Source organism: Actinomadura parmotrematis (assembly GCF_019458805.1).
Taxonomy (GTDB): Bacteria; Actinomycetota; Actinomycetes; order Streptosporangiales; family Streptosporangiaceae; genus Spirillospora; species Spirillospora parmotrematis.
Genome location: NZ_JAIBOA010000003.1, coordinates 414,317 through 438,024 on the forward strand (window position 1 = coordinate 414,317; position 23,708 = coordinate 438,024).

Genomic DNA, 23,708 nt, shown 5'->3' on the forward strand with positions numbered 1-23,708 from the left:
CTCCCGTGCGAGCCCGGGGCCGTTCCCGAAAGGCGCCCCCTTGAACGTGAAGAGCAAGGCCGGCAAGGTCCGGCTCGCCCTGGCGGCCACCGCGGCCGGCGGCCTGGTCGCCGGGCTGCTGGCGGCCCCGCCCGCGTCGGCCGACCCGGTGTCGCTGACGCTGAAGTACAACTGCACCTTCCCGCTGATCGGCGAGCAGGTGGTGACCGCGGCGATCAAGTCCGACATCCCGAAGTCGGTGCCGGTCAACACCCCCATCCCCAAGATCATCATCGACGTGACCTCGACCCAGAACGAGGACACCTGGTCGGGCCTGAACCTGGTCGGCGCGACCACGCTGGAGGGCACCGCGACCGCCAACTCCACCGTCATCGCCCCGCAGGGCAACGTGGCCGTGAAGGTCCCGGTCATCCTGGACAAGACGACGCTGCCGGTCAGCGACACCCCGGTGCCGTTCGACCTGCACGGGTCCGGCCAGGCGCCGGCGATCCGGTTCTCCAAGGCCGGCCACGCCAAGATCACCGTCGGGGACCTCAAGCTCAACATCACGCCCCGCGACAGCGACGGCAACGAGGTCGAGATCCCCGACCCGACGGCCGACATCCACAACGTCGCCTGCACCCTCGTGCCCGGCCAGAACACCAGCCTCGCCGAGTTCGACATCACCGCGGCGGGCAGCGCGCCCACCAAGCCCGGCACGCCGACCGGCACCACCACCAAGGACTCCGCGACGCTGACGTGGGGCGCGTCCACCGACGCCGACGGCGACCTGGCGGGCTACGACGTCTACGGCGCCGACGGCAAGGTCGTCGCGTCGACCAACGCGACCACCACCAGCGCCACCATCAGCGGGCTGTCCGCCGACACCGACTACACCTACACGGTGAAGGCCAAGGACGCCGCGGGCCGCACGTCCGACGCCTCCGACGCCGTCACCGTCCACACCCAGAAGGGCGCCCCGCAGGCCAGCGCGCCCACCAAGCCCGGCACGCCGACCGGCACCACCACCGAGAACTCCGCGACGCTGACGTGGGGCGCGTCCACCGACGCCGACGGCGACCTGGCCGGCTACGACGTCTACAGCGGCGCGACCAAGGTCGCCTCGACCGGCGCCGACGCCACCACCGCGACGATCAGCGGGCTGTCCGCCGACACCGACTACACCTACACGGTGAAGGCGCGCGACGCCGCCGGGCACGAGTCGGACGCCTCCGACGCCGTCACCGTCCACACCGAGCAGGCCCAGCCGGTCGACCACCCGCCGACCAAGCCGGGCGCGCCGAGCGGCACCACCACCGAGAACACCGCGACCGTCAGCTGGGGCGCCTCCAGCGACGAGGACGGCGACCTCGCCGGCTACGACGTGTACGGCGCCGACGGCAAGGTCGTCGCGTCCACCGACGCGGCCACCACCACCGCGACGATCGCGGGCCTGACCGCCGACACCGACTACACCTTCACCGTCAAGGCCAAGGACGCGAAGGGCAACGCCTCGGCGGCGTCCGACGCGGTCACCCTGCACACCGAGAAGGGCCAGGAGCCCGAGGGCACCGCGCCCACCGCGCCCGGCAAGCCGGCCGGCACCGCCACCCAGGACTCGGTGGCGCTGTCGTGGGCGGCGTCCACCGACGCCGACGGCGACCTCGCCGGCTACGACGTCTACCGGGGCGACCAGGTGGTCGCCTCGACCGGCGCCACCGAGACCACCGCGACGATCACCGGGCTGGACGCCGACACCGACTACACCTTCACGGTGCAGGCCAAGGACGCCAAGGGCCACGTGTCCGAGGCGTCCCCCGCCGGGACCGTGCGCACCCAGCCGAAGCCCGTCGAGCAGCACGCCCCGACGGCGCCCGGCAACCTGGCCGCCGGCACCGCGACCAAGAACAGCGTGCCGCTGACCTGGACCGCCGCCACCGACCAGGACGGCGACCTCGCCGGCTACGAGGTGTACGGCGCGGACGGCAAGGTCGTCGCGACCGCCGGCGCCGACGCCACCGGCGTCTCGGTCACCGGCCTCGCCGCCGACACCGACTACGCCTTCACCGTCAAGGCCAAGGACGCCAAGGGCAACCTGTCCGCGGCCGCCGGGCCCGTCGCGGCGCACACCGCCAAGGACGAGGGCGGCACCGTCAGCTACGGCTACACCCTCAAGGGCTCGACGTTCGTCAAGACCCCGAACGGGACCGCCCCGCTGAACGGCTCCATCAACGCCAACCTGAAGCTGTCCACCGGCGAGTTCACCGCCGACCTGGCGCTGGACCCGACCAAGGGCGACTTCAAGCTGCTCGGCTTCCTGCCCGCGCAGGCCCAGATCCAGCTGGTCCCGCAGGGCAAGACCACCGGGAGGCTCGACCCGACCACCAAGATCCTCACCTCGCACTCGCAGGTGATCGCCAAGCTGCCGAGCTTCACCCTGTTCGGCATCCCGCTCGGCGGCGGCGACCAGTGCCAGACCGCCAAGCCGTCCGACATCACGCTGACCTCGACCGGCGTGTTCGCGCCGACCAAGGGCGGCGACGTCAAGGGCGCCTACGACCTGTCCGCCATCCAGAACTGCGGCGCGCTGACGCCCCTGCTCAGCGCGTTCACCGCGGGCAAGGGCAACACCATCACCGCGACCCTCACCCCCAAGAAGTAGCCGCGCGACGGTCCCGGGCCCGCGCGGCCCGGGGCCGTCCGCCCCTCCCGGCAAGGTGGCACGTTGAGAACCAAGGCATTCCTCGCCGCCGCCGCGCTCGCCCTGCCCGGCCTCGCCGCCCTCGGCGGCCCGGCGGCGGCGGACCCGGTGTCGCTGACCCTGACCTACCGGTGCCAGTTCCCGCTGCTCGGCGCGCAGCCGGTCAAGGTCACCATCGCCTCCGACGTGCCCGCCGCGGTGGACGTCGGCGCCGCGCTGCCGCCCATCGTGGTGGACGCGGACGCCGTCGTCGGCGCCGCGTCCGTGCAAGGCCTGCACGAGGTCGGCGCGACGACGCTGGAGGGCACCGCGTCGGCCGCCGTCACCGTCGCCGCCCCCCAGGGCGACGTGAAGATCAAGGCGCCGAACGCCATCGCCCGCACCGACCTGCCCGCGTCCGGCGACACGACGGTGCGCGCGCACGGGCAGACGCCGTCGATCCGCTTCACCAAGGCGGGCACCGCGACGATCGGCCTCGGCGACCTCGTCCTCACCCTCACGCCCCGGCTGGCGGACGGCACCCTCACCGGTCTCGACACCTTCGAGTCCGAGTGCGTGCAGGACCCCGGCCAGGACGCCACCCTCGCCACCGTTCGCATCGGCGGCGGGACGCCGCAGCACCACGACTACGACGTGAAGGGCACCGCCGCCGTCAAGGCCGCCGGCGGCGCCCTGCCGGTCACCGGCGCCGCCGCCGCCGACCTCGACGCCGCCGGGAACTTCACCGCCGCGCTCACCCTCGCCTCAGCCAAGGGCACCGTGAAGCTGCTCGGCTTCCTGCCCGTCGACGCATCCGTCACGCCCGTCCCGCAAGGCCCCGCCACCGGGACGCTGAAGGACGGCACCCTCACCGGCAAGGCGAGCGTCCTCACCCGCTTCACCGCCTTCACCCTGTTCGGGCTGCCGGTCGGCGGCGGCGACACCTGCCAGACGGCCGCGCCGTCGGACGTCGCGCTCTCCTCGCAGGGCGCGTTCGACCCGGCCGCCGGGGGACGCGTCACCGGCACGTTCGAGCTGGCCGCCCTCACCGGCTGCGGCGCGCTGACCGGGCTGCTCGGCTCGTCGGTCAGCGGCCCCGGCAACACCCTCGACGTCCAGCTCACCAGGAGGGCCGACGGATGAACGGCACCCGCGCCCGGCGGCTCGCCGCCCTGCTCGCCCTCGCCGCGGCCGCCCTGTGCGGCGCCCCCGCGCACGCCGCGCCCGGCGACCCGGCGCCCGCCGGCGACGCCTTCTACGTCCCGCCGAGCCCGCTGCCCGACGGAAAGCCCGGCGACGTCATCCGCTGGCGCCCGTCCAAGGCCGGCCCGCCGACCGCGCGCGGCCTCGCCGACGCCTGGCAGGTCATGTACCTGTCCACGGACGGTCTCGGCCGCCCCGACGCCGTCACCGGCACCGTCCTCGTCCCGAAGTCCGCCGACCGCGCCACCGCGCCGATCGTCGGGTTCGCGCCCGGGACGAGCGGCCCGGCGTTCCGCTGCGCGCCGTCCAAGTTCATCGACCAGGGCGCCTTCTACGAGCAGCCCGCGATCAACGACATGCTGCGCGCCGGGTACGCCGTCGCCGCCACCGACTACGAGGGCTACCACCCCGACCCGAAGACCACCTACATGACGGGCCGGTCCATGGGGCCCGCCCTCATGGACGCCGTCCGCGCGGCGCAGCGGCTGCCCGCCGCCGGGCTGTCGGCCGACGCCGAGGTCGCGTTCCGCGGCTACTCGCAGGGCGGCGGCGCGTCCATGTGGGCGGGGGAGATGCAGCCGACGTACGCGCCCGAGCTGAAGCTCGCCGGCGTCGTCGGCGGCGGCGTCCCGGCCGACCTCGTCCAGGTCGCGCTGCCGCTGAACGGCAAGCGCGGCTCGGGGTTCCTGTTCGACGCCATGATCGGCCTGGACAACGCCTACCCCGAGCTGGCCCTCGACTCCTACCTCAAGGACGCCGGCCGCACCGCGTTCGCCGACCTCAACGCCAACGCCTGCACGCTCGAACTGCTGACGCAGTACAGCGGCAAGCTCATCACGCCCTACATGACGAAGTCGCCGTTCTCCGACCCCGCCTGGCAGGCGCGCGTCACCGAGAACCGGCTGGGCGGCTCCCCGATCAAGGTGCCGGTCCTGCACTACCACGGCACCAAGGACGACATCGTGGCCATCGGCCAGGACCGGACGCTGCGCGGCAAGTACTGCGCGCTCGGCGTCCAGGACACCTGGACGACCTACGACGTCGACCACATCACCGGCGTCGCGCGCGGCAACGCCGACGCCCTGGCCTTCATCGCCGACAGGTTCGCCGGCAAGGCACCCACCCCGAATTGCTGAAGGAGCACCCGATGAAGCGCATCGCCCTCACCGTCCTGCTCGCCGCCGCCCTGCCGCTCGCCGGCTGCGGCTCCGACAAGAAGGACGACGGCGGCCCGAAGGGCCCCGAGGTCGCCTGGGCCGGCAAGGTCTGCGACTCGGTCAACCAGAGCGCCGCCCAACTGCGGCTGCCCGCCGTGAACGCCGACGCCAAGGTCTACAAGAAGAACGTCGTGACGTTCCTCGGCGACGTCGACGCCCGCCTGGAGTCGATGGAGATCGGCCTCACCAAGGTCGGCACGCCGCCCGCGTCGGTGTCCGGCGGGCAGGCGTCGGTGCAGCGGACGCTGGCACGGCTGCGCGCCACCCGCGCCTCGCTGGCGCAGGCCCGGACCCGGCTCGCCAAGGCCAAGGTCAGCGACCAGGCGTCGCTGCGCCGGGAGCTGACCTCGCTCAACAAGATCATGGTCGCCTCGGCCACCTACAAGGGCCCCGCCCAGGACCTGCAGAAGGCCAACCCGGCGCTGGACAAGGCGTTCGACTCGGCGGCGTCCTGCGCGAAGCAGAAGGCGTAGCCCCCGGCGTTCGGCCCCGGCGCGGACGCGCGCGCCGGGGCCTCGCGTTTTTCGGAACACCCCCGGAAATGACCGGGTGGTCTTATTAAACGGCCCGAGATTTCACGGCCGAAGGTATTTCCCTCCGCACAATCGGCGAGGGCCTGATTACGTGATCCTTGACGGGTCGGAATTCCACGCGATGCGGGAGTCCCCTTTGCCCACTGCACCCCTGCCCGAAACGCCTTCGCCCGCCGCGCCCCTTTCGGTCGCGCCCTTGGACCTCCGCCCGTTCGACGCCATTCCCGCATGGGTCGGCGCGCGATTGCGGCTCGCCCTCGACGGCGCCGCCGACGACCTGATCCACGAACTGCTCGGCCACGGGCACGGGCCCCCGCTCGACCCGCCGGCCCGCGACGAGGACGGCCTCCGCGCCGTCGTCCGCGCGGGCCTCCGCCACTTCTGCGACCTGCTGGAGGACCCCGCCACCGGCTGGGACGGCGTCGCGGCCCGCTACCGCGACGTCGGCCGCGCCATGGCGCGCAACGGCCGCGACCCGGCGGAGGCGCACCGGGCGCTCCGCCGCGCCGCGCTCGCCGCCTGGCGCGGCATCGGCTCCTTCACCGCCGTCCTGGACCTCGACCAGGACGTCCTCGGGCAGCTCATGGAGGCCCAGTTCGGCTACCTGGACGCGCTGTCGTCCCTGGTCACCGCCGGGTACCAGGCCGAGTACCAGGAGGCCGCCGAGACGGTGCGGCGGCACCGCACCCGGCTGCTCGCGCTGCTCCTCGCCGAGCCCGCCGCCGCGCCGCACGAGACCGGCGCGCTCGCCGCGCGGGCGCGCTGGCCGCTGCCGCGGACCGTCGCGGCCGCCGCCGTCCGCCCCCGCCACGGCGGCGCGTCCCGCCTCGCCGTCCCCGACGACCTGCTCGTCGACTTCGGCGGCCCCGAACCGCACATGCTGCTGCCCGGCGACGGCAGCGGCCGCGGCGGCGACGGCGCGGCCGCCCTGGAGGCGCTCGCGCCCGACTGGATCGTCGCGGTCGGCCCGGCCGTCCCGACGGCCCGCGCCCGGGAGTCCCTGCGCTGGGCCCGCGACACGCTGACGCTCGCGGTGCGCGGCGTCGTCCCCTCCGCCGGGCTCGTGCGGAGCGCCGAGCACCTGGCGCCGCTGGTGGTGTTCCGCGCCGGCGAGCTGATCGACGACGCGGCCGGCGCGCGCCTCGCGCCGCTCAGCCGCCTCGCGCCCGCGCAGCGCGACCGCCTCACCCGCACCCTGCTGGCGCTGCTGGAGAGCAACTTCAACGCCGCGCAGGCCAGCAAGCGGCTGAGCGTGCACCCGCAGACCGTCCGCTACCGGCTCCGGCAGCTCGAAGGGCTGTTCGGCGACGGCCTGCGCGACCCGCGCCGCTGCCTGGAACTGGAGCTGATCCTGCACGCCCGGCTCGCGGCGCGCGCGGCGGGCGGCCCGTTGTGAACCGGCTGACAAAACCGGCGGGGAACCCCTCCCCCCGCACAGGAGCCTTCGAGCGGCCGGTCCCCGTACCGTGCCGTGACCACCGGATGATCTGCGACGACGGACGACGGGTGAGCACCTCATGATCGGACCAGCGGAGTTCGGCGACCGGACGCGGGCGGCCGCCCGCGTCGGCGGGATGTTCGCCCGCAGCGGCCTCTGGCGGCCCGGCCCGCCCGTGCGGGTCGCCCGCCAGCTCGCCCAGCTGCGCAAGTGGGGCACCCTGCTCGGCGGCACCGTGGCCTCGGCCGCCGCCCGCGACCCGGCCCGCCCCGCGCTCGTCGACGAGCGCGGCACCGTCGGCTACGCCGAGCTGGACCGGCGCACCGACCGGCTCGCCCTCGCCCTCGGCCGGTTCGGCGACCCGGCCCGCGTCGCGGTGCTCTGCCGCAACCACCGCGGCATGGTCGAGACGCTCGTGGCGTGCAGCAAGCGCGGCGCCGACGTCGTCCTGCTGAACACCGGCATGAGCACCGACCAGCTCCTCGGCGTGCTGGAACAGCAGCACGTGGACGTCGTCGTCGCCGACTCCGGCTTCGCCGACTTCCTCGCCGCCGTGCCCGCCAAGGTGCGGGCGGTGGTGGCCGACGACGGCGGCCTGGACGCGCTCGTCCGCGACGCCCCCGACGCCGACGTCGCCCCGCCCGGCCACGCCGGCCGCACCATCATGCTGAGCTCGGGCACCACCGGCGCCCCGAAGGGCGCCGACCGGCACAGCAGGCCGGGCCTCAGCCCGCTCGCCTCGATCCTGTCGCGCATCCCGCTCCGCGTGCACGAGCGGATGCTCATCGAGGCGCCGCTCTTCCACACCTGGGGCTACGCGATGCTCCAGGCGGCGATCTCGCTGCGCGCCACCGTCGTCCTGCGCGAGCGGTTCGACCCCGCCGGGACGCTCGCCGCGCTCCGCGACCACGCCTGCACCGCGCTCATCGCCGTCCCGGTGATGCTCCAGCGGATGCTGGAGCTGGCGCCCGAGACGATCGGCGCCTTCGACCACTCCGCGCTCCGCATCACCGCCGTCAGCGGCTCGGCGCTGCCCGGCGCCCTCGCGACCGCCTACATGGACGCCTTCGGCGACGGCCTCTACAACCTGTACGGGTCGACGGAGGCGTCCTGGGTGACCATCGCGACGCCCGCCGACCTGCGGCGGCGGCCCGACACCGCCGGCACCCCGCCGCCCGGCACCCGGCTGGCGATCCTGGACGCGGCGGGCGAGCCCGTCCCGACCGGCGTCACCGGCCGCATCTTCGCCGCCAACGAGCTGCTGTTCGCCGGCTACACCAGCGGCGGCGGCAAGGAGATGCGGGACGGCCTGATGAGCCTCGGCGACCTCGGGCACCTCGACGGCGACGGGCGGCTGTTCGTGGACGGCCGCGACGACGACATGATCGTGTCGGGCGGGGAGAACATCTTCCCCGGCGCCGTCGAGGAGGTGCTGCTGCGCATGCCGCAGCTCCGCGAGGCCGCCGTGCTGGGCGTCCCCGACGCCGAGTTCGGCGAGCGGCTCGCCGCCTACGTCGTCCTCGCCGAGGGCGCGGCGGCGACCGTGGACGACGTCCGCGCGCACGTCCGCGAGCACCTGGCGCGCTTCGCCGTCCCGCGCGACGTGCACTTCCTGCCCGAGCTGCCGCGCAACGCCACCGGCAAGGTCCTGCGCCGCGACCTCCCCCGCACCGAACCCGCCTGACCCCCTGGTCACCCCTCGTCGAGATGCGGCGTGTTGGCCTCTGGGAGCGCTCCCAGAGGCCAACACGCCGCAAGTCAACGAGGGACGACCGGGTGGTCAGGGGGCGGGGGCCTCCACGGTGAACCACAGGTTGGTCTCGTCGGGGCTCTGCTCCAGGCCCCATTCGGCGGCCAGCGCGTCGATGACGGCGAGGCCGCGGCCGTGGTCGAGGCGGTGGTGCGCGCCCTCCTCGCGCGGGGTCGGGCCGCCGTCGCGGACCTCGACGCGGACCCGCCGGTCGCCGCCGCGCACCGCGACCCGGATGAGGCCCGACCCGTGCAGCACCGCGTTGGCGATGGCCTCGGCCGCCATCAGCTCGACGTCGTCGAGGGCCTCGGCATCGGCCAGCACCTTGGCGGCGCGCTCGCGGACGGTGCGGCGGGCGGCCTGCCCGGACTCGCGGCCCGCCGTCACCAGCAGCGGCTCGCCGATCGGGTGCAGGGCCGCGGTCACGGCCGCCCGCCCGGATGGACGGCGCGGGTGCGGGCGGTCGGGCCGATTATCACGGGATCACCACACTGAACGGGTCGGGGTGCGGCCGTCCTGGACAGGGACGGGCGGGACGCCACGGCCGGTGCGCGCGGCCGGCCGGGACCGGTCCACGATAAGCCGAATCGGGGCCGCGCGTGCCGAACCTCGGCCAGATGGCGCGGACGGATGTGCCGCCGGGTGCGCAGAGGGGACGGAACGCCCGCCGCGCCTCCTCCGGGCCTCCCTCCATAGCGCGACGAAGCGCTATCTCCGCCGATTTTCTGCGCATCGTGTGACAGCTATCGGCGCTCTCCGCCCGAATGCTCAGCCGGACCCACAACGCGCCCGGATTCTCCGTCGCCGACCGGGATTTCCCGCGCGCCGCGTTATGCCAGCATCCGGGACAACGCCCCTTCCCACCCCGGAGGCGCCCGTGCCCGCGTTCGTGCCCGAGCCCGCATTCGCGCTGTCCCTCGCCTGCGGCGCGCAGGCCGCCTTCGTCGTCGCCTTCGCCCTGTTCAAGTCCGCGGCGGCGCGGATGCCGCCGCTCAGCGCGCGGCGGCCGCTGCTCGCCGTCGCCGACATCCTCGGCGAGCGCCGCTGGCTCGGCGGGTTCGCCGTGCTGATGGCGGGCTTCTCGATGGCCGACGTCGCGCTGCTCACCCTGCCCATCGTCACGGCGCTGCCCGCGCACGCGTGCAGCCTGCTCCTGCTGCTCGGGGTGAGCGCCCGCCGGTTCGGCGAGCGGCTGACCCGCCGGGAGGGCGCGGCGCTGCTCGTCACCGTCGCGGCGATGGCGGTGGCGGCGCTGTCGCTCGCCCTCGCCCCGGGCGCGCCGCTGTCGGTCGGCGCCCGGCCGCCGCTCGCCGCGCAGCCGCCGTGGTGGGGGATCGCGCTCGTCGCCGTGCCGTCGCTGCTGGTCCCGCTCTGGCTGTTCGCCGCCCGCGACCGGCTGCTCCCGGGCCGGCACGCCCGGCGCCTCACCGGCGTCGCCTACGGCATCGGGGCGGGCGTGCTGCTCGGCACCGCCGAGACGTGCGGGCTCGGCATGGCGCTCACCGCGCGCGCCGGGCGGCCGGGGGTGTTCACCTCCTCGTTCCTGCCGATCTTCCTGGTGGCGGGGGTGCTCGGCCTCGGGCTGCTGTCGATCGGGCTGCAGCGCTGCCGGCTCACGGTGCTGGCGACCGTCCTCACCGTCACCGCCAAGATCCACCTGCTGCTGGCGGCGACGCTGCTGTACGGCGAGCCGTGGCCGCGCGACTGGACGGCCGCGGGCGTCCGGGCCGCCGCCGTCCTCGTCGCGGTCCTCGCCGTGCTCGCCTTCCCCCGCTACGAGCGGAAGCCTCGCCCGGCCGTCCCGCCGGCGCCCGCCGCCCCGGCGCGTCCCGGCTACGTCGGGCGGCGCCGCCGGAGCGCGCAGACGCCCGTCCACGGCATCCCCGTCCAGCCCCCGGCCCAGCCTTCGGCGTTGCCGCAGGCCCTCCGGGACGGCCGCTGGTACGCCGGGCGGCCCTGACCGCTCACTCCTCGGCGGCCTGCCAGAGGCGGTGCAGCGCGTCCGGCCAGAACCGGCTCGGCACGATCATCGTGGCGTCGGTGCCGGGATGGGTGAGCAGCGGGAACGTCCCGGCGCTGAGGCGCCGCCGCGGCAGGTGCCGGCGGACGACGAGGACGGTCGTGGCGTAGACGGGCGCGCTGCCGACGAGCGCGCGCGGCAGCGGCAGCCGGACCGACCGCCGCCGGGACCGCTCGGCGAGCATCCGGGCGAGCTCGCGGAGCGCCGGGTCGGCGGGCTCGGTGTCGCGGACGGCGAACAGCCGCGCGGCGACGTCCTGCAGCTCGTCGGGCATGTCGTCGAACATCGCGTCGGGGCTGTAGATGACGACGGCGGGCAGGTCGCGGCGGCCCGGGTGCAGCAGCGGCGCGTGCGCCTGCACGACGCAGCCCCACACCGCGCGGCCCTCGGCGAGCAGCAGGTCCTGGGCGTCGATCACTTGGCGGAGGGCGTCGGCGCCGCCGAGCCGGAGCCAGAGCGGGACGCCGCTGCGCAGCCCCCGGGCGGTCCGCGGGTCGAACGCCCGCGGCGGCGGCCCGAGGTTGTCGCGGCAGCCCTCGATGATCTCCCGCCCCACCTTCGTCATGATTCTGGACGATAGCCCGCAAAGGCGGGTGCGGGGCCCGCGGGGCGGCCGTCAGGAGAGCTGGAGCCGGGCCAGGTCGACGCGCGAGCGCAGCCCGAGGCGGCTGAAGATGTTGCGCAGGTGGTGGTCGACGGTGCGGGGGCTGATGACGAGCCGGGCGGCGATCTCCCGGTTGGTGGCGCCGCTCGCGACGAGCCGGGCGATCTGCTGTTGCTGGGCGGTGAGGCCGCCGAGCGACCCGGACGGCGCGGCGACGGCGTCGCCCGCCGCGCGCAGCTCGGCGGTCGCCTGCTCGGCCCAGCGCGGCGCGCCGCAGTGCGCGAAGGCGTGCGCGGCGTTGCGCAGGTGCTCGCGGGCGTCGCGGGGGCGCCGCTCGCGGCGGAGCCACTGCCCGTACAGCAGCTCGGTGCGGGCGAGCTCGAACTCCGAGTCGGCGGACTCGTGCAGCCGGAGCGCGGCGGCGAAGCGGCCCTCGGCGTCGCCGGCGTCACCCGCGACCAGGGCGCGGCAGCGGGCGGCGAGCGCCCGGCGGGCGGGGCTGCGGGCGAGCGCCGCCCAGCGCTCGAACGCGGCGGCGGCGCGTTCCGCCGCGCCCGCCCGCCCGGACCGCACGGCCGCCTCCACGAAGTGCGGCGCGGCCTGCATGCGGACCGTCGGATGGATCGGCGCGGCGCCGGCGGGCGTCCGCAGCCGCGCGGCGGCGTCGGCGGGCCGGTCGCCCGCCAGGTCGAGGGCGGCGAGCGCCCAGGACGCCATCGCGGCGGCGCGGGTGAGGCCGCGCCGCCCCGCCTCCTCGGTGACGCCCGCCAGGTGCGCGAGCGCGGCCCGCTCGTCGCCGGCGAAGGCGGCGAGCAGGCCGAGCATCGCGCGCTGCTCGACGACCCGGTTGCGCTGCCCGGCGCAGCGGGCGAGCCGCATCCCCTCCGCCGCGGCCGCCTGCGCCGCCGGGTAGCGCCCGAGGGCCATCTCGCAGTGCGCCAGGACGGCGAGCGCGCGCGGTTCCAGCAGCGCGTCGCCGGTGCGGCGGGCGCCCGCGACGGCCTGCGCGGCCAGGTCGCGGGCCAGCCGGTCGTCGCCGAGGGTGAGCGCGGCGACGGCGGCGGACGCCCGCGTCGCGGGGTCGCGGTCGGCGGCGAGCTCCAGCACCCTGCCGAGGTGCCCGGCGGCCTCGTCGTAGCGGCCCTGGTGCGCCTCGGCCATGCCGGTGGCGTGCGCGACGAGCAGCGCCGTCGCGGGCGTCGCGGGCCGCTCCAGGCGCGCCGCGCGGGCGCCGACGGCGAGCCGGACCTGCGGGTCGCCCATGAGGTCGGCGGCCTCGCCGGCCTGGACGAGCGCGGCGAGCGCCCGCGTCCGGTCGCGGGCGGCGAGCAGGTCGGCGGCCTCCAGCATCATCCAGACCGCGACGACCGGCCGCCCGTCGCACAGCTCGATCTCGCCGCGCAGCAGGTCGGCCTCGGGGTCGCTCGGTGGGACGCGGCGGAGCAGCGCGCGGGCCCGGCGCGTCCGGCCGTCCGCCCAGGCGCGGCGGGCGGCGGCGAGGAGCCGCCGGGTGCGGGTGCGCGGGTCGGTGGCGAGCTCGGCGGCGCGCTGCCAGTCGCGGGCGGTGGCGGCGGACGCGGCGAGCTCGTCGGCGAGGGCGTCGTCGGGACCGTCGGCGAGGGCCGCGCGGTGCCGGGCGCTGCCGAGGGCGCCCGCGAGCGCGCGGTGGGCGTCCCGCCGCCCGGCCTCCCCGGCCTCGGCGCGCACCGACGACCGGAGCAGCGGCCCCGGCACCTCGGCGCGGCCGTCGCGGACCTTGAGCAGCCCGGCGGCGCACGCCTCGTCCACGGCGGCGCGCCGCTTGCCGGGCGTCCCGCCGGTGGCCGCGGCCAGGGCGGGCAGCGGCAGCGGCTCCTCGGCGACGGCGGCGAGCAGCACCGCGTGCCGGGCGGGCGCCGCCAGCCGCCCGTACCGCTCGCGGTGGCGGGCCCGCACGAGCCCGTCCTCGGGGGCGGCGGCGGGCGGCGGCGCCGTTCCGGCGAGCTGCTCAAGAGTCAGCGACGACGCCAGTTCCGTGAGGGCGAGCGGGCTGCCTTCGGCGAGGTCGGCGAGCTCTACGGCGAGGTCGACGCCGAGCGTCCCGCCTGTAGCGGAGTGCAGGACGTGCAGTGCGGCCTCGTCGTCGAGCGGCGGCAGCGGGAGCCGCGGTAGATCGGCGAGGCACGGCGGGACGGGGTCGGCCGACGCGAACAGCAGGACGGCCGGGACGTCGCGGAGGCGCCGCGCGGTGAAGGCGAGCGCGGCGAGCGAGTCGGCGTCCAGCAGGTCGGCGTCGTCGACGCGGCAGAGCAGCGGCCGCTCGGCGGCGGCGCCGGTGAGCGCCGAGCAGGCCGCGAACGGCGTGCGCGACGGCGGCCGCGCCGGATGCAGCAGCCGGTGCAGGCCCGCGTAGGGCAGCCACCGCTCGGCCGCGACGCCCGCGGTGTCGAGGACGCGCATCCCGTCCGCGGGCACCGCCCGCAGCAGCGCCGACCGCCCGGACCCGGGCGGCGCCGTGACGACCAGCGCCCCGCCGTGCCCGGCCCGCGCCCCGTCCAGGAGCGCGGCGAGCACCCCCAGCTCCCGCTCCCGCCCGTGCAGCACCCGCCCGGAAACCCCGGATCCCGGCACCGCCGGCACCTCGGAGAGCACCTGCGGCCCGCCGGGTGAGGACGGGCGCGGCACGCCGGCCGCAGTCACATGCGGCTCGTGAGACGCGGGCACGTGCGGCCCGCCGGGCGCGGGCGGGCGCGGCGCGCCGCCTGCGGGCGGGCGCGGCTCGACGGCCGCCGCCGCGTGCGGCACGGCGCCCGAGGTCACGTGCGGCGGGGCGTGCGGGGCGGGGGTGGGCAAGGACGGCGGGGGCACCGCTGCCTCCTCGTGGGGGTGGGAGGCATAGCGCAGCACGGCGCGCGGCGGCGATCCAGGGGGCCGCCGCGACTGAGGGGACGGCGGCAACGCCGCCGGGAGCGGGTTGTGGCGGAGCACAATCCGGCGTCCCCGCGCTGGCCCGAACCGGGTTCGGGTGACACGATGGTCCGCCACCCCCGGCGTTGGAGGTGCCCATGCCGCACTCCGGCAGCTCGACCATGCGGCGCGCGGTCGCCCGGATGTCCGGGCGGATGCCCGAGCTGGCCGACCGGCTGGCCGCGCAGATCCTCGCCGGCGAGGAGTACCGCCGTCCCGCCGAGCTGCGCGACGACCTCTGGCAGGTGTGCCGGATCGGCCTCACCCACGGCGTCGAGTCGATCCTGGAGCCCGGCCGGGGCCGCACCGACCTGGAGTGGGCGGCGCGGCTCGGGCGCCGCCGCGCCGAGCAGGGCCAGCCCCTGGACCGGCTGCTGCGCGGCTACCGGCTCGCCGGCTGCGTGTTCTGGGAGGCGGTCGTGGACGCCGTCGCGCAGGACGAGCCGGAGAGCGTGCCCGCGCTCGTCCGGCACGCCACCCGCACGTGGCACACCATCGACGAGCAGTCGACCGCCGCGTCCGCCGCCTACCACCGCACCGTCTACGACCTGCTGCGCCGCAGCGAGGAGCGCTCGCAAGCGGTGCTGGACGCGCTGCTGGAGGGCAACGGCACCGACGCGACGCTGCTCGCGGCCGCCGCCGAGGTCCTGGACCTGCCCGAGCACGGCCGGTACGCGGTGGTGGTGGCGAGCGGCCCCGAGCCGCCGATCCGCGAGGCGTGGCCGGTGGACGGGCTGCGGCTGCTCTGGCGGGTCCGCGCCGACACCCAGGTCGCGCTCGCCGTCCTCGGCGGCGCCGACCTGGACGACCTCGTCGCGGCGCTCCGCCCGCACGTGCGCGTCCCGGCGGGGGTGAGCCCGGTCGTGGAGTCGCTCGCCGACCTCGCCGGCGCCCGCCGCCTCGCCGACCTGGCGCGCCGCGCGGCGGGCGAGGGCGTCGTCCTGCTCGACCGCAAGCTGCCGGACGCGCTCGTGCTGTCGCAGCCGCGCCTCGCCGCGCGCCTCGGGCAGGTCGCGCTCGGGCCCGTCCTGGAGGTCGAGGACGGCTACCGCGACGTCCTCCTGGACACCCTCGGCACCTGGCTGGACTGCGACGGCTCGACGGCGCGCGCCGCCGCGCTGCTGTACTGCCACCCCAACACGGTCCTCAACCGGCTCCGCCGCGTCGAGCGCCTGACCGGCCGCGACCTCGCCAAGCCCCGCGACATGATCGAGCTGGCCCTCGCCCTCTCCGCCACCCGCCTCCTCCCCTGACCCCCCGGTCACCCGATGTGAGGCGCCTCCGGGCATCGCGTGACCGGGAGGTCATCTGTCGTCGACTTGCGGCGTGTTGGCCTCTTGGAACGTTCCAAGAGGCCAACACGCCGCAAGTTGACGAAGCGTGACCCCCCGGTCACCCGACTGGCGGGGCGTCAGCAGGAGGGGGCGCAGACGCGGCGGGCCATCGCCTGGGCGAAGATGCGGCGGATGTCGGCCGGGCGCTCGGCGACGTAGACGCCGCCGTGGGTGGCCTCGCCGATCCGGCGGAGCGCGGCGGTGTCGACGTCCGGCCCGAACCCGACCGTGATCACCTGGACCGGCCGGGCCGGGTCGTAGTCGCGCCGCAGCTCGGCGACGGTGGCGTCCAGGGACGGCCCGGCGGGGTCGGCGTCGCGGCCGCCGGTGAACACCAGCACCGTGTTCACCATCTCGGGTCGGTAGCCGCGGGCGAGCGCGTGGAACGCCGCGAGGATCGAGGCGTACAGCCGCGTCCCGCCGCCGTCCTCGGCGCGCAGCGCGGCGAGCGTGCCGAGCAGCGCCTGCCGCCGCGTCGAGGACCCGAGGCGCTCGCCGAGCGGCCCGAGCGGGACGGTCCGCCGCCACCGGCCGGCGAACACCCACTGGCCGAGCTCGGTGTCGTCGGGCTGCAGCGCGAGGCCCTCCTGCGACACCCGCGCGATCATGCGCAGGCGGGGCGCCATCGGCGCCGACACGTCGATGAGCGACAGCATCCGGGAGCCGAGCGCGAGCCGGTCGAAGGACTGCAGGACGGCGCGGACCCGCGCGGCGGGCGGCGCGCTCCCGGCGGCCGGGGCGCGGAACCCCGCCGCGGCGAGCACCGGCGAGCCGAGCAGCGACCGCTCGAAGCGGGCGGCGCCGGCGGACGGCCGCAGCGTCACGAGCGGGTAGTCCAGCACCGGCGACCCGTCCTGCGGCAGCCGGAACGCGGCCCGGCGGGCGCGGGCGGCCTGCTCGCTCAGCACCGTCGCGGACGCCGCCGGGACGACGCCCTGGCGGAGCCGCCGGGCGGCCGCCGCGAACGCCGTCTCGTCCATCGACGTGCGGGCCCGCATCAGCACCGCGAGGCCGACCGCCGAGCGGCCGGGGTCGGGGATCCGCAGCCGGACGCGGCCCGCGAGCGCGTCCCGCCACGCGCCGGGCCCGGTCATCCCGATCGGGCTGCTCGCGACGGACCGGCCGTCCACCCCCGCCTGCCGCGTCCAGAGGGTGGAGTCGGGCAGCCACACGTCGGGGCGCGGCCCGCCGCCGGGCAGGCGTCCGGTGAGCAGCGCCGTCACCGTCTCGGGCGCGGCGGTCCGGACGCTGACGCGGGTGCAGGGCCCGGCGTCCGCGCCGGCCGCCGCCGCGGCGGCGATCTCGGGGGCGGCGGCGACGTCCAGCGTCCGCACGCCGTCCCCGCACGAGCGGGCGACGTGCACGACGTAGGCGGAGGTGGACAGGGCGAGCAGCAGCGCGGCGGCGGCGGCCCGCAGGACGCCGCCGCCGCGTGTGCGGCCGCTCCGGTGCCGCCCGGCGGGGGGAACGGCCGGCGGGGTCATCGGTCTCCCGGGGCGGTCAGGAGTTCGGGCAGGTGTTGCGGTACTGGGAGATGGCGCCGGTCGCCGCGGGCGGCGGGCAGAGGAACTGGTCGTAGCGCGTGTCGTTGTCGATGTAGCGCTTCAGCCAGGCGATGGAGTACTTGGCGATGGTGGTGTTGGCGGTGTTCGGCGCGAAGTGCGACTGCCCCGCCAGCTCCAGGTACGCCTTCTCCGACGACGCCGGGATCGAGTTGTAGAACGGGATGGAGTGCACCAGCACCGGCGCGATCGTGTCGGCCTGCGCACCGATGATCAGCGTCGGGACGCGGTCGGCGGAGAAGTTGGTGTTGAGGTCCCAGGGCGTCATCGGGATCGCGGCCTGCAGCGACGGCCGGTCGAGGGACGCCTCCAGGGTGCCGCCGCCGCCCATCGAGTGGCCCATGACGCCGAGGCGGGTCGCGTCGATGCGGGTGCGGACGGTGCTGCGCTGCGTCAGGTAGTCGAGCGCGGCCTCCAGCTCGTCGCCGCGCTGGTTCGGCTGGTCGGCGGTGGTGAGGGTGTCGATGATGAACACCACGAAGCCCTGCGAGGCGAGGCGCGGGCCGAGCCAGGACAGGCTGGACTGGTAGGCGGTGAACCCGGGCGCCATCGCGATCGCGCCGAACGTGCCGGCGGAGGTGGACGTCGGGTAGTAGATCGTGCCGCCGCCGAACCCGAGGACGGTGCCGGGCAGCACGACCGTCGAGGACGTGGCGAACGAGCCGCGCAGCGCCTCGATGCTCGCGTTGGTGGGGGCGGGACCGCGCTCGTAGGGGTTGTCGGCGGCCTGCGCGGCGGGGGCGGCGCCGAGGCCGGTCAGCGCGAGGCCGAGGGCGAGGGCGGCGGCCGCGGTGGCGCGGCGCTTCCTGCGGGGGGTGGGGGCCATGTCGACGCGCTCCTTCGGGGGAGGAGGCGGAACCGGCGTCAGGGGTGGTGTCCGGTCCGCTTCGGGGGGATATCGACGCCTGCATGGTGCGCGCGGGCCCCCGTCCCGCACATCGGCGATATCGCCCGTCTTGTCGGACGGCCCGTCCGATAACGCCTTACCGGACGCGGCGGGCGGCGGTGCGCGGGCCGTCAGCGCCCGGTCAGCGGTCCCGGCGAACCTTTCCCTCGTGAGCCCGCGACGGCGGGCCGGAACTGAGGAGAGACACCATGACGAAGGTTCTGATCTCGGGCGGCAGCATCGGCGGCCCGGCCCTCGCCTACTGGCTGGTCCGGTACGGCTTCGAGGTGACGATCGTGGAGACGGCGCCCGCGCTCCGCCTCGGCGGCCAGGCGGTGGACGTGCGCGGCCCGGCCCTGGAGGTCGCCGAGCGGATGGGCGTCCTGGACGCGGTGCGCGCCGCCCGGGTGCGGATGCGCGGCATGTCGATGGTCGACGGCGACGGCGACGAGCTGTACCGCAGCGAGGAGCACACCATCACCGGCGGCGACCTGGCCGGCCCCGACGTGGAGATCCTCCGCGAGGACCTGTCGGTCCTGCTGGCGGACGCGGCGGGCGGCGTCGACGGCGGCCCGGTGGAGTGGCTGTTCGACGACTCGATCGCGGCGCTGGAGGACACCGGCGACGCCGTCCGGGTGGTGTTCCGCGGCGGCGCCGTCCGCGACTTCGACATCGTCGTCGGCGCCGACGGCCTGCACTCCAACACCCGCCGCCTCGCGTTCGGGCCCGAGGAGGACTGCATCCGCCACCTCGGCACCTACATGGGCGTGTGGGCGGCGCCGAACACCCTCGGCCTGGACGAGTGGCAGGTCTTCCACCAGGCGCCGGGCGGCTCGTGGGGCGGCGGCGTCATGACGGTCCGCGAGAACCGCGAGCTGCGCGTCTACCTCGGCTTCGAGGCGCCCGAGCCGATCGCCTACGACCACCGCGACCGCCGCGCCCAGCAGGCCCTGCTGCGCGAGCGCCTCGCCAACGCGGGCTGGGAGATCCCGAACCTGCTGGACGCCATGGACGCCGACCCCGGCTTCCACTTCGACGCGATGGCGCAGATCCACCTGGACTCCTGGTCGCGCGGCCGCGTCGTCCTGCTCGGCGACGCCGGGTACTGCGGGTCGCCGCTGTCGGGCCAGGGCACCAGCATGGCGATGGTCGGCGCGTACGTCCTGGCGGGCGAGCTGAAGGCGGCGGGCGGCGATCACCGGGCGGCGTTCGCGGCCTACGAGCGGGAGCTGCGCCCCTACGCCACCGCCAACCAGGAGCTCGCCCTCACCAACCGGGCCCGCGCCGAGGCCCAGCAGGCCGGCGAGGACGCCGGCGTCCCCGACTTCGCCGAGGTCGTCGCGGGCATCGACCTCACGTCCTACTGACCCCCGCCCCATGACCACCCGGTCGCCGAAGGTTGAGATGCGGCGTGTTGGGCTCTGGGAGCGCTCCCAGAGCCCAACACGCCGCATCTCAACGTCGAGTGACCAGATGGTCACGAGGTGCCGGCGAGCAGCGCCTCGTAAAGGGGCAGCCAGGGCTGCGGGCCGCAGCGGGCGGCGACGTCGGCGCGGCCCGCCCACGCGGCCTCCGCGGCCTCGAAGCCCGCGGCGGGCCGCGTCGGCGCGCCGTCGCCGTCGACGCGGGCGGCGTAGAAGGCCATGAAGGTGCGCGGCGGGTAGCCGTAGGCGGCGGGCGCGTCCTCCAGCAGGGTGATCGCGAGGCCGCCGAGCAGGCGGAGCCGGCCGGGCGGCAGGACGAGGCCGGTCTCCTCGGCCAGCTCGCGGGCCGCCGCCCGGACGGGCGTCTCGCCCGGTTCGACGTGGCCGCCGGGCACCTCCCAGGACCGGCCGGGCCGCTCCACCCGCGTCAGCAGGGTGCGGCCGGCGCCATCCACCGCCAGCACGAACGCCGAGGTGACGGGGCGGTCGCCGGGCAGGGCGCCGGTGAGCAGGACGTCCACGCGGTGCCGGGGTGCGATCCACGGCACCGTCACCGACGCGAGCAGGGTCATGCGCCGTCCTCCAGGTCGCCCTCCACCTCCAGGTAGAGGCGCTTGAGGGCGTCGAGCGTCTCCGCGTCGGGATGCTCCCACAGGTTCCGGTCGGCCGCTTCGAGCAGGCGCTCGGCGATGCCGTGCAGCGCCCACGGGTTCGACGCCTCGAAGAACGCGCGGTTCTCGGGGTCCAGGGCGTAGGTGTGCGCGAGCTTCTCGTACATCCAGTCGGCGACGACGCCGGCGGTCGCGTCGTAGCCGAACAGGTAGTCGACGGTGGCGGCCAGCTCGAACGCGCCCTTGTAGCCGTGCCGGCGCATCGCGGCGAGCCACCGCGGGTTGACGACGCGGGCGCGGAACACCCGGGACGTCTCCTCGTGCAGCGTCCGGGTGCGGACCGCGTCGGGCCGGGTGCTGTCGCCGATGTAGGCGCGCGGCGCCTGCCCGGTCAGCGCCCGCACCGTCGCGATCATGCCGCCGTGGTATTGGAAGTAGTCGTCGGAGTCGGCGATGTCGTGCTCGCGGGTGTCGGTGTTCTTGGCCGCGACGCTGATCCGCCGGTAGGCGCTCTCCATGTCGGCGCGCGCCGGGACGCCGTCCAGGCCGCGCCCGTAGGCGTAGCCGCCCCACACCGCGTACACCTCGGCGAGGTCGGCGTCGTCGCGCCAGTTGCGGCTGTCGATCAGCGGCAGGATGCCGGCGCCGTACGCGCCCGGCCGCGACCCGAACACCCGCATCGTCGCGCGCCGCTCGTCGCCGTGCGCGGCGCGGTCGGCGTCCACGTGCGCGCGCACGAGGTTGTCGGCGGGATCCTCGGCCAGCGCGGCGACGAGCCGGACGGCGTCGTCCAGCATCGCCACGACGTGCGGGAACGCGTCGCGGAAGAAACCGCTGATGCGGACCGTCACGTCGATGCGGGGGCGGCCCAGCTCTTCGAGGGGGATCGGCTCCAGGCCGGTGACGCGGCGCGAGGCGTCGTCCCAGACGGGGCGGACGCCGAGCAGCGCGAGCACCTCGGCGATGTCGTCGCCGGACGTGCGCATCGCGCTCGTCCCCCACACCGACAGGCCCACCGAGTCGGGCCAGGTTCCCGTCTCCTCGCGGTAGCGGGACAGGAGCGAGTCGGCCATGGCGCGGCCGGTCTCCCAGGCCAGCCGCGACGGGACGGCCTTCGGGTCGACGGAGTAGAAGTTGCGGCCGGTCGGCAGCACGTTCACCAGCCCGCGCAGCGGCGACCCCGACGGGCCCGCCGGCACGTAGCCGCCGTCCAGGGCGTGCAGCACCATGCCGATCTCGTCGGTGGTGCGGGCGAGGCGCGGCACGACCTCCTCCGCCGCGAACCGCAGCACGTCCGCGACCTTGCCCTCGGCGACGTCGTCCGCCGCCTCGGGCGCCCAGCCGCGCTCCTCCATCGCGAGGACGAGCGCGCGGGCCCGCTCCTCGAACGCGTCCACGGCGCCGCGGTCGGTGGACTCCTCGTCCAGGCCGAGCGCCTCGCGGAGGCCCGGCAGCGTCACCGAACCGCCCCACATCTGCCGGGCGCGCAGCATCGCGAGGACGAGATCGGCGCGGCCCGCCCCCTGCGGCGCCTCGCCGAGGACGTGCAGGCCGTCGCGGATCTGGACGTCCTTGACCTCGCAGAGCCAGCCGTCCACGTGCAGCAGGAAGTCGTCGAACCCGTCGTCGCCGGGGCGGGCGTCCAGGCCGAGGTCGTGGTCCAGGCGGGCGGCCTGGATCAGCGTCCAGATCTGCGCGCGGATCGCGGGCAGCTTCGCGGGGTCGAGCGCGGCGATGCTCGCGTGCTCGTCGAGGAGCTGTTCGAGGCGGGCGATGTCGCCGTAGGTGTCGGCGCGCGCCATCGGCGGGATCAGGTGGTCGACCAGCGTCGCGTGCGCGCGGCGCTTCGCCTGCGTGCCCTCGCCAGGGTCGTTGACGAGGAACGGGTAGATGAGGGGGAGGTCGCCGAGCGCGGCGTCCGGGCCGCACGACGCCGACATCCCGGCGGCCTTGCCGGGCAGCCACTCCAGGTTGCCGTGCTTGCCGACGTGGACGACGGCGTGCGCGCCGAACTCGTCCTGCAACCAGCGGTAGGCGGCGAGGTAGTGGTGGCTCGGCGGCAGGTCGGGGTCGTGGTAGATCGCGACGGGGTTCGCGCCGAACCCGCGCGGCGGCTGCACCATCACCACGACGTTGCCGGAGCGCAGCGCGGCGAGGACGATCTCGCCGCCGGGGTCGCGGGAGCCGTCCACGAACAGGCTGCCGGGGGCCTCGCCCCAGTGCTCCTCGATCCCGTCGCGCAGGTCCTGCGGGAGCGTCGCGTACCACGCGCGGTAGCGGGCGGCGGGGATGCGGACGGGGTTGCCGGCGAGCTGCTCCTCGGTCAGCCAGTTCTCGTCCTGGCCGCCTGCGGCGATGAGCGCGTGCATGAGCGCGTCGCCCTCATCGGGCAGCTCTTCGCCGACGTCGTAGCCCGCCGCGCGCATGGCCTCCAGCAGGCGGACGACGCTCTTGGGGGTGTCGAGGCCGACGGCGTTGCCGATGCGGGCGTGCTTGGTCGGGTAGGCGCTGAGCATGAGCGCGACGCGCTTCTCATCCTGCGGCACGTGCCGCAGCGCGGCGTGCCGGACGGCGATGCCCGCGACGCGGGCGGCGCGCTCCTCGTCGGCGACGTAGACGCTGAGACCGTCCTTGTCGATCTGCTTGAAGGAGAACGGGACGGTGATGAGGCGGCCGTCGAACTCGGGGACGGCGACCTGCGTCGCGGTGTCGAGCGGCGACAGGCCGTCGTCGTTGGCCTCCCACGCGGCGCGCTCGCTCGTCAGGCAGAGCCCTTGCAGGATGGGGACGTCGAGCGCGGCGAGCGCGCCGACGTCCCACGCCTCGTCGTCCCCGCCGGCGCTCGCGGTCGCGGGCTTGGTGCCGCCCGCAGCGAGCACCGTCACGACGAGCGCGTCCGCCTTGCCGAGCTGCTCCAGCAGGCCCGCGTCGGCCGTCCGCAGCGAGGCGCAGAAGATCGGCAGCGCCCGGCCGCCCGCGTCCTCGATCGCCCGGCAGAGCGCCTCGACGAACGCGGTGTTCCCGGCGAGGTGGTGCGCCCGGTAGTAGAGGACGCCGACGACGGGTCCGGCTTCCTCTTGGGACTCCCGCTCCAGCAGCCCCCAGGCGGGCGTCTCCTGCGGCGGCGCGAACCCGTGCCCCGTCAGCAGCACGGTGTCCGACAGGAACCCGAACAGCTCGCGCAGGTTGCCCGGCCCCCCGTACGCCAGGTAGGCGTGCGCCTCCGCGCTCACCCCCGCCGGGACGGTGGACAGCTCCATCAGCTCGGCGTCCGGCTGCTGTTCACCGCTCAGCACCACCACCGGGCGCGGCCCGGCGAGCAGCGCGTCCAGGCCCTCCTCCCAGGCCCGGCGCCCGCCGAGCAGCCGCACGACGACGAGGTCGGCGCCGTCCGTCAGCGCGGGCAACTCCTCGACGGGGACGCGCGCGGGGTTCGCGAGCCGGAAGCCCGCGCCGCTGGCGCGCGCCGAAAGAAGGTCGGTGTCCGAAGTGGACAGCAGCAGGATCACGCCGTCGGTCCT

Annotated in this window: 16 protein-coding genes; 9 read left to right on the forward strand and 7 right to left on the reverse strand. The window is 76.1% G+C overall.

Annotated features, from left to right (window positions below; genetic code table 11):
- Window positions 1-46: 46 nt before the first annotated feature.
- The 6 genes from K1Y72_RS37015 to K1Y72_RS07075 all read left to right on the forward strand — a co-directional run bounded on the left by K1Y72_RS37015 (window position 47) and on the right by K1Y72_RS07075 (window position 8,734).
- Window positions 47-2,641 carry a fibronectin type III domain-containing protein gene (locus K1Y72_RS37015; protein WP_308286941.1) on the forward strand — a complete coding sequence of 865 codons (2,595 nt, stop codon included), beginning with the start codon at window positions 47-49 and terminating at the stop codon, window positions 2,639-2,641.
- A gap of 63 nt (window positions 2,642-2,704) precedes the next feature.
- Window positions 2,705-3,802 carry a DUF6801 domain-containing protein gene (locus tag K1Y72_RS07055; RefSeq protein ID WP_220164383.1) on the forward strand — a complete coding sequence of 366 codons (1,098 nt, stop codon included), beginning with the start codon at window positions 2,705-2,707 and terminating at the stop codon, window positions 3,800-3,802.
- Entirely contained in the window at window positions 3,799-4,998 is a 1,200-nt protein-coding gene (locus K1Y72_RS07060) for a lipase family protein (RefSeq protein WP_220164385.1), read from the forward strand. Before K1Y72_RS07055 ends, K1Y72_RS07060 begins: the two co-directional genes overlap by 4 nt.
- Window positions 4,999-5,009: 11 nt before the next feature.
- On the forward strand, window positions 5,010-5,552 hold the full coding sequence (locus K1Y72_RS07065) for a hypothetical protein (RefSeq protein ID WP_220164387.1): 543 nt from the start codon (window positions 5,010-5,012) through the stop codon (window positions 5,550-5,552).
- 256 nt (window positions 5,553-5,808) lie between these two features.
- Window positions 5,809-7,008, forward strand: coding sequence for an RsbRD N-terminal domain-containing protein (locus K1Y72_RS07070; RefSeq protein ID WP_258572002.1), 1,200 nt, complete (start codon window positions 5,809-5,811; stop codon window positions 7,006-7,008).
- 121 nt (window positions 7,009-7,129) lie between these two features.
- Window positions 7,130-8,734, forward strand: coding sequence for an AMP-binding protein (locus K1Y72_RS07075; protein ID WP_220164391.1), 1,605 nt, complete (start codon window positions 7,130-7,132; stop codon window positions 8,732-8,734).
- 96 nt (window positions 8,735-8,830) lie between these two features.
- Here the strand turns inward: K1Y72_RS07075 and K1Y72_RS07080 are convergent, their stop codons facing one another.
- A complete protein-coding gene (locus K1Y72_RS07080; protein ID WP_308286938.1) occupies window positions 8,831-9,226 on the reverse strand; it encodes an ATP-binding protein in 396 nt (131 codons plus the stop codon).
- Window positions 9,227-9,677: 451 nt separating this feature from the next.
- Here K1Y72_RS07080 and K1Y72_RS07085 point away from each other — a divergent pair, with 451 nt between their 5' ends.
- Window positions 9,678-10,760, forward strand: coding sequence for a hypothetical protein (locus K1Y72_RS07085; protein WP_220164393.1), 1,083 nt, complete (start codon window positions 9,678-9,680; stop codon window positions 10,758-10,760).
- 4 nt (window positions 10,761-10,764) lie between these two features.
- On the opposite strand, the gene K1Y72_RS07090 is transcribed toward K1Y72_RS07085, so the two are convergent.
- On the reverse strand, window positions 10,765-11,385 hold the full coding sequence (locus tag K1Y72_RS07090; protein ID WP_220164395.1) for a hypothetical protein: 621 nt from the start codon (window positions 11,383-11,385) through the stop codon (window positions 10,765-10,767).
- A 51-nt stretch (window positions 11,386-11,436) separates the two neighbouring features.
- Entirely contained in the window at window positions 11,437-14,034 is a 2,598-nt protein-coding gene (locus K1Y72_RS37020) for a helix-turn-helix transcriptional regulator (protein ID WP_220164397.1), read from the reverse strand.
- 434 nt (window positions 14,035-14,468) lie between these two features.
- Between K1Y72_RS37020 and K1Y72_RS07100 the strand changes: the two genes are divergently transcribed.
- Entirely contained in the window at window positions 14,469-15,623 is a 1,155-nt protein-coding gene (locus K1Y72_RS07100; RefSeq protein WP_220164399.1) for a PucR family transcriptional regulator, read from the forward strand.
- A gap of 158 nt (window positions 15,624-15,781) precedes the next feature.
- Here K1Y72_RS07100 and K1Y72_RS07105 read toward each other — a convergent pair whose 3' ends face one another.
- Together K1Y72_RS07105 and K1Y72_RS07110 are read right to left on the reverse strand one after the other, a co-directional pair.
- A complete protein-coding gene (locus K1Y72_RS07105) occupies window positions 15,782-17,188 on the reverse strand; it encodes a VWA domain-containing protein (RefSeq protein WP_220164401.1) in 1,407 nt (468 codons plus the stop codon).
- Between the two features lie 16 nt (window positions 17,189-17,204).
- A complete protein-coding gene (locus K1Y72_RS07110; RefSeq protein WP_220164403.1) occupies window positions 17,205-18,092 on the reverse strand; it encodes an alpha/beta hydrolase family protein in 888 nt (295 codons plus the stop codon).
- A 269-nt stretch (window positions 18,093-18,361) separates the two neighbouring features.
- On the opposite strand from K1Y72_RS07110, the gene K1Y72_RS07115 reads away from it, so the two are divergent.
- Complete coding sequence (locus tag K1Y72_RS07115; protein WP_220164405.1) at window positions 18,362-19,519, forward strand: FAD-dependent monooxygenase; 1,158 nt, start codon at window positions 18,362-18,364, stop codon at window positions 19,517-19,519.
- A 110-nt stretch (window positions 19,520-19,629) separates the two neighbouring features.
- On the opposite strand, the gene K1Y72_RS07120 is transcribed toward K1Y72_RS07115, so the two are convergent.
- Both K1Y72_RS07120 and cobN read right to left on the reverse strand, forming a co-directional pair.
- Window positions 19,630-20,148, reverse strand: coding sequence for an NUDIX hydrolase (locus tag K1Y72_RS07120; protein WP_220164407.1), 519 nt, complete (start codon window positions 20,146-20,148; stop codon window positions 19,630-19,632).
- Window positions 20,145-23,696 carry a cobaltochelatase subunit CobN gene (cobN, locus tag K1Y72_RS07125; protein ID WP_220164521.1) on the reverse strand — a complete coding sequence of 1,184 codons (3,552 nt, stop codon included), beginning with the start codon at window positions 23,694-23,696 and terminating at the stop codon, window positions 20,145-20,147. The genes K1Y72_RS07120 and cobN overlap by 4 nt, the downstream gene beginning before the upstream one ends.
- Window positions 23,697-23,708: the final 12 nt, after the last annotated feature.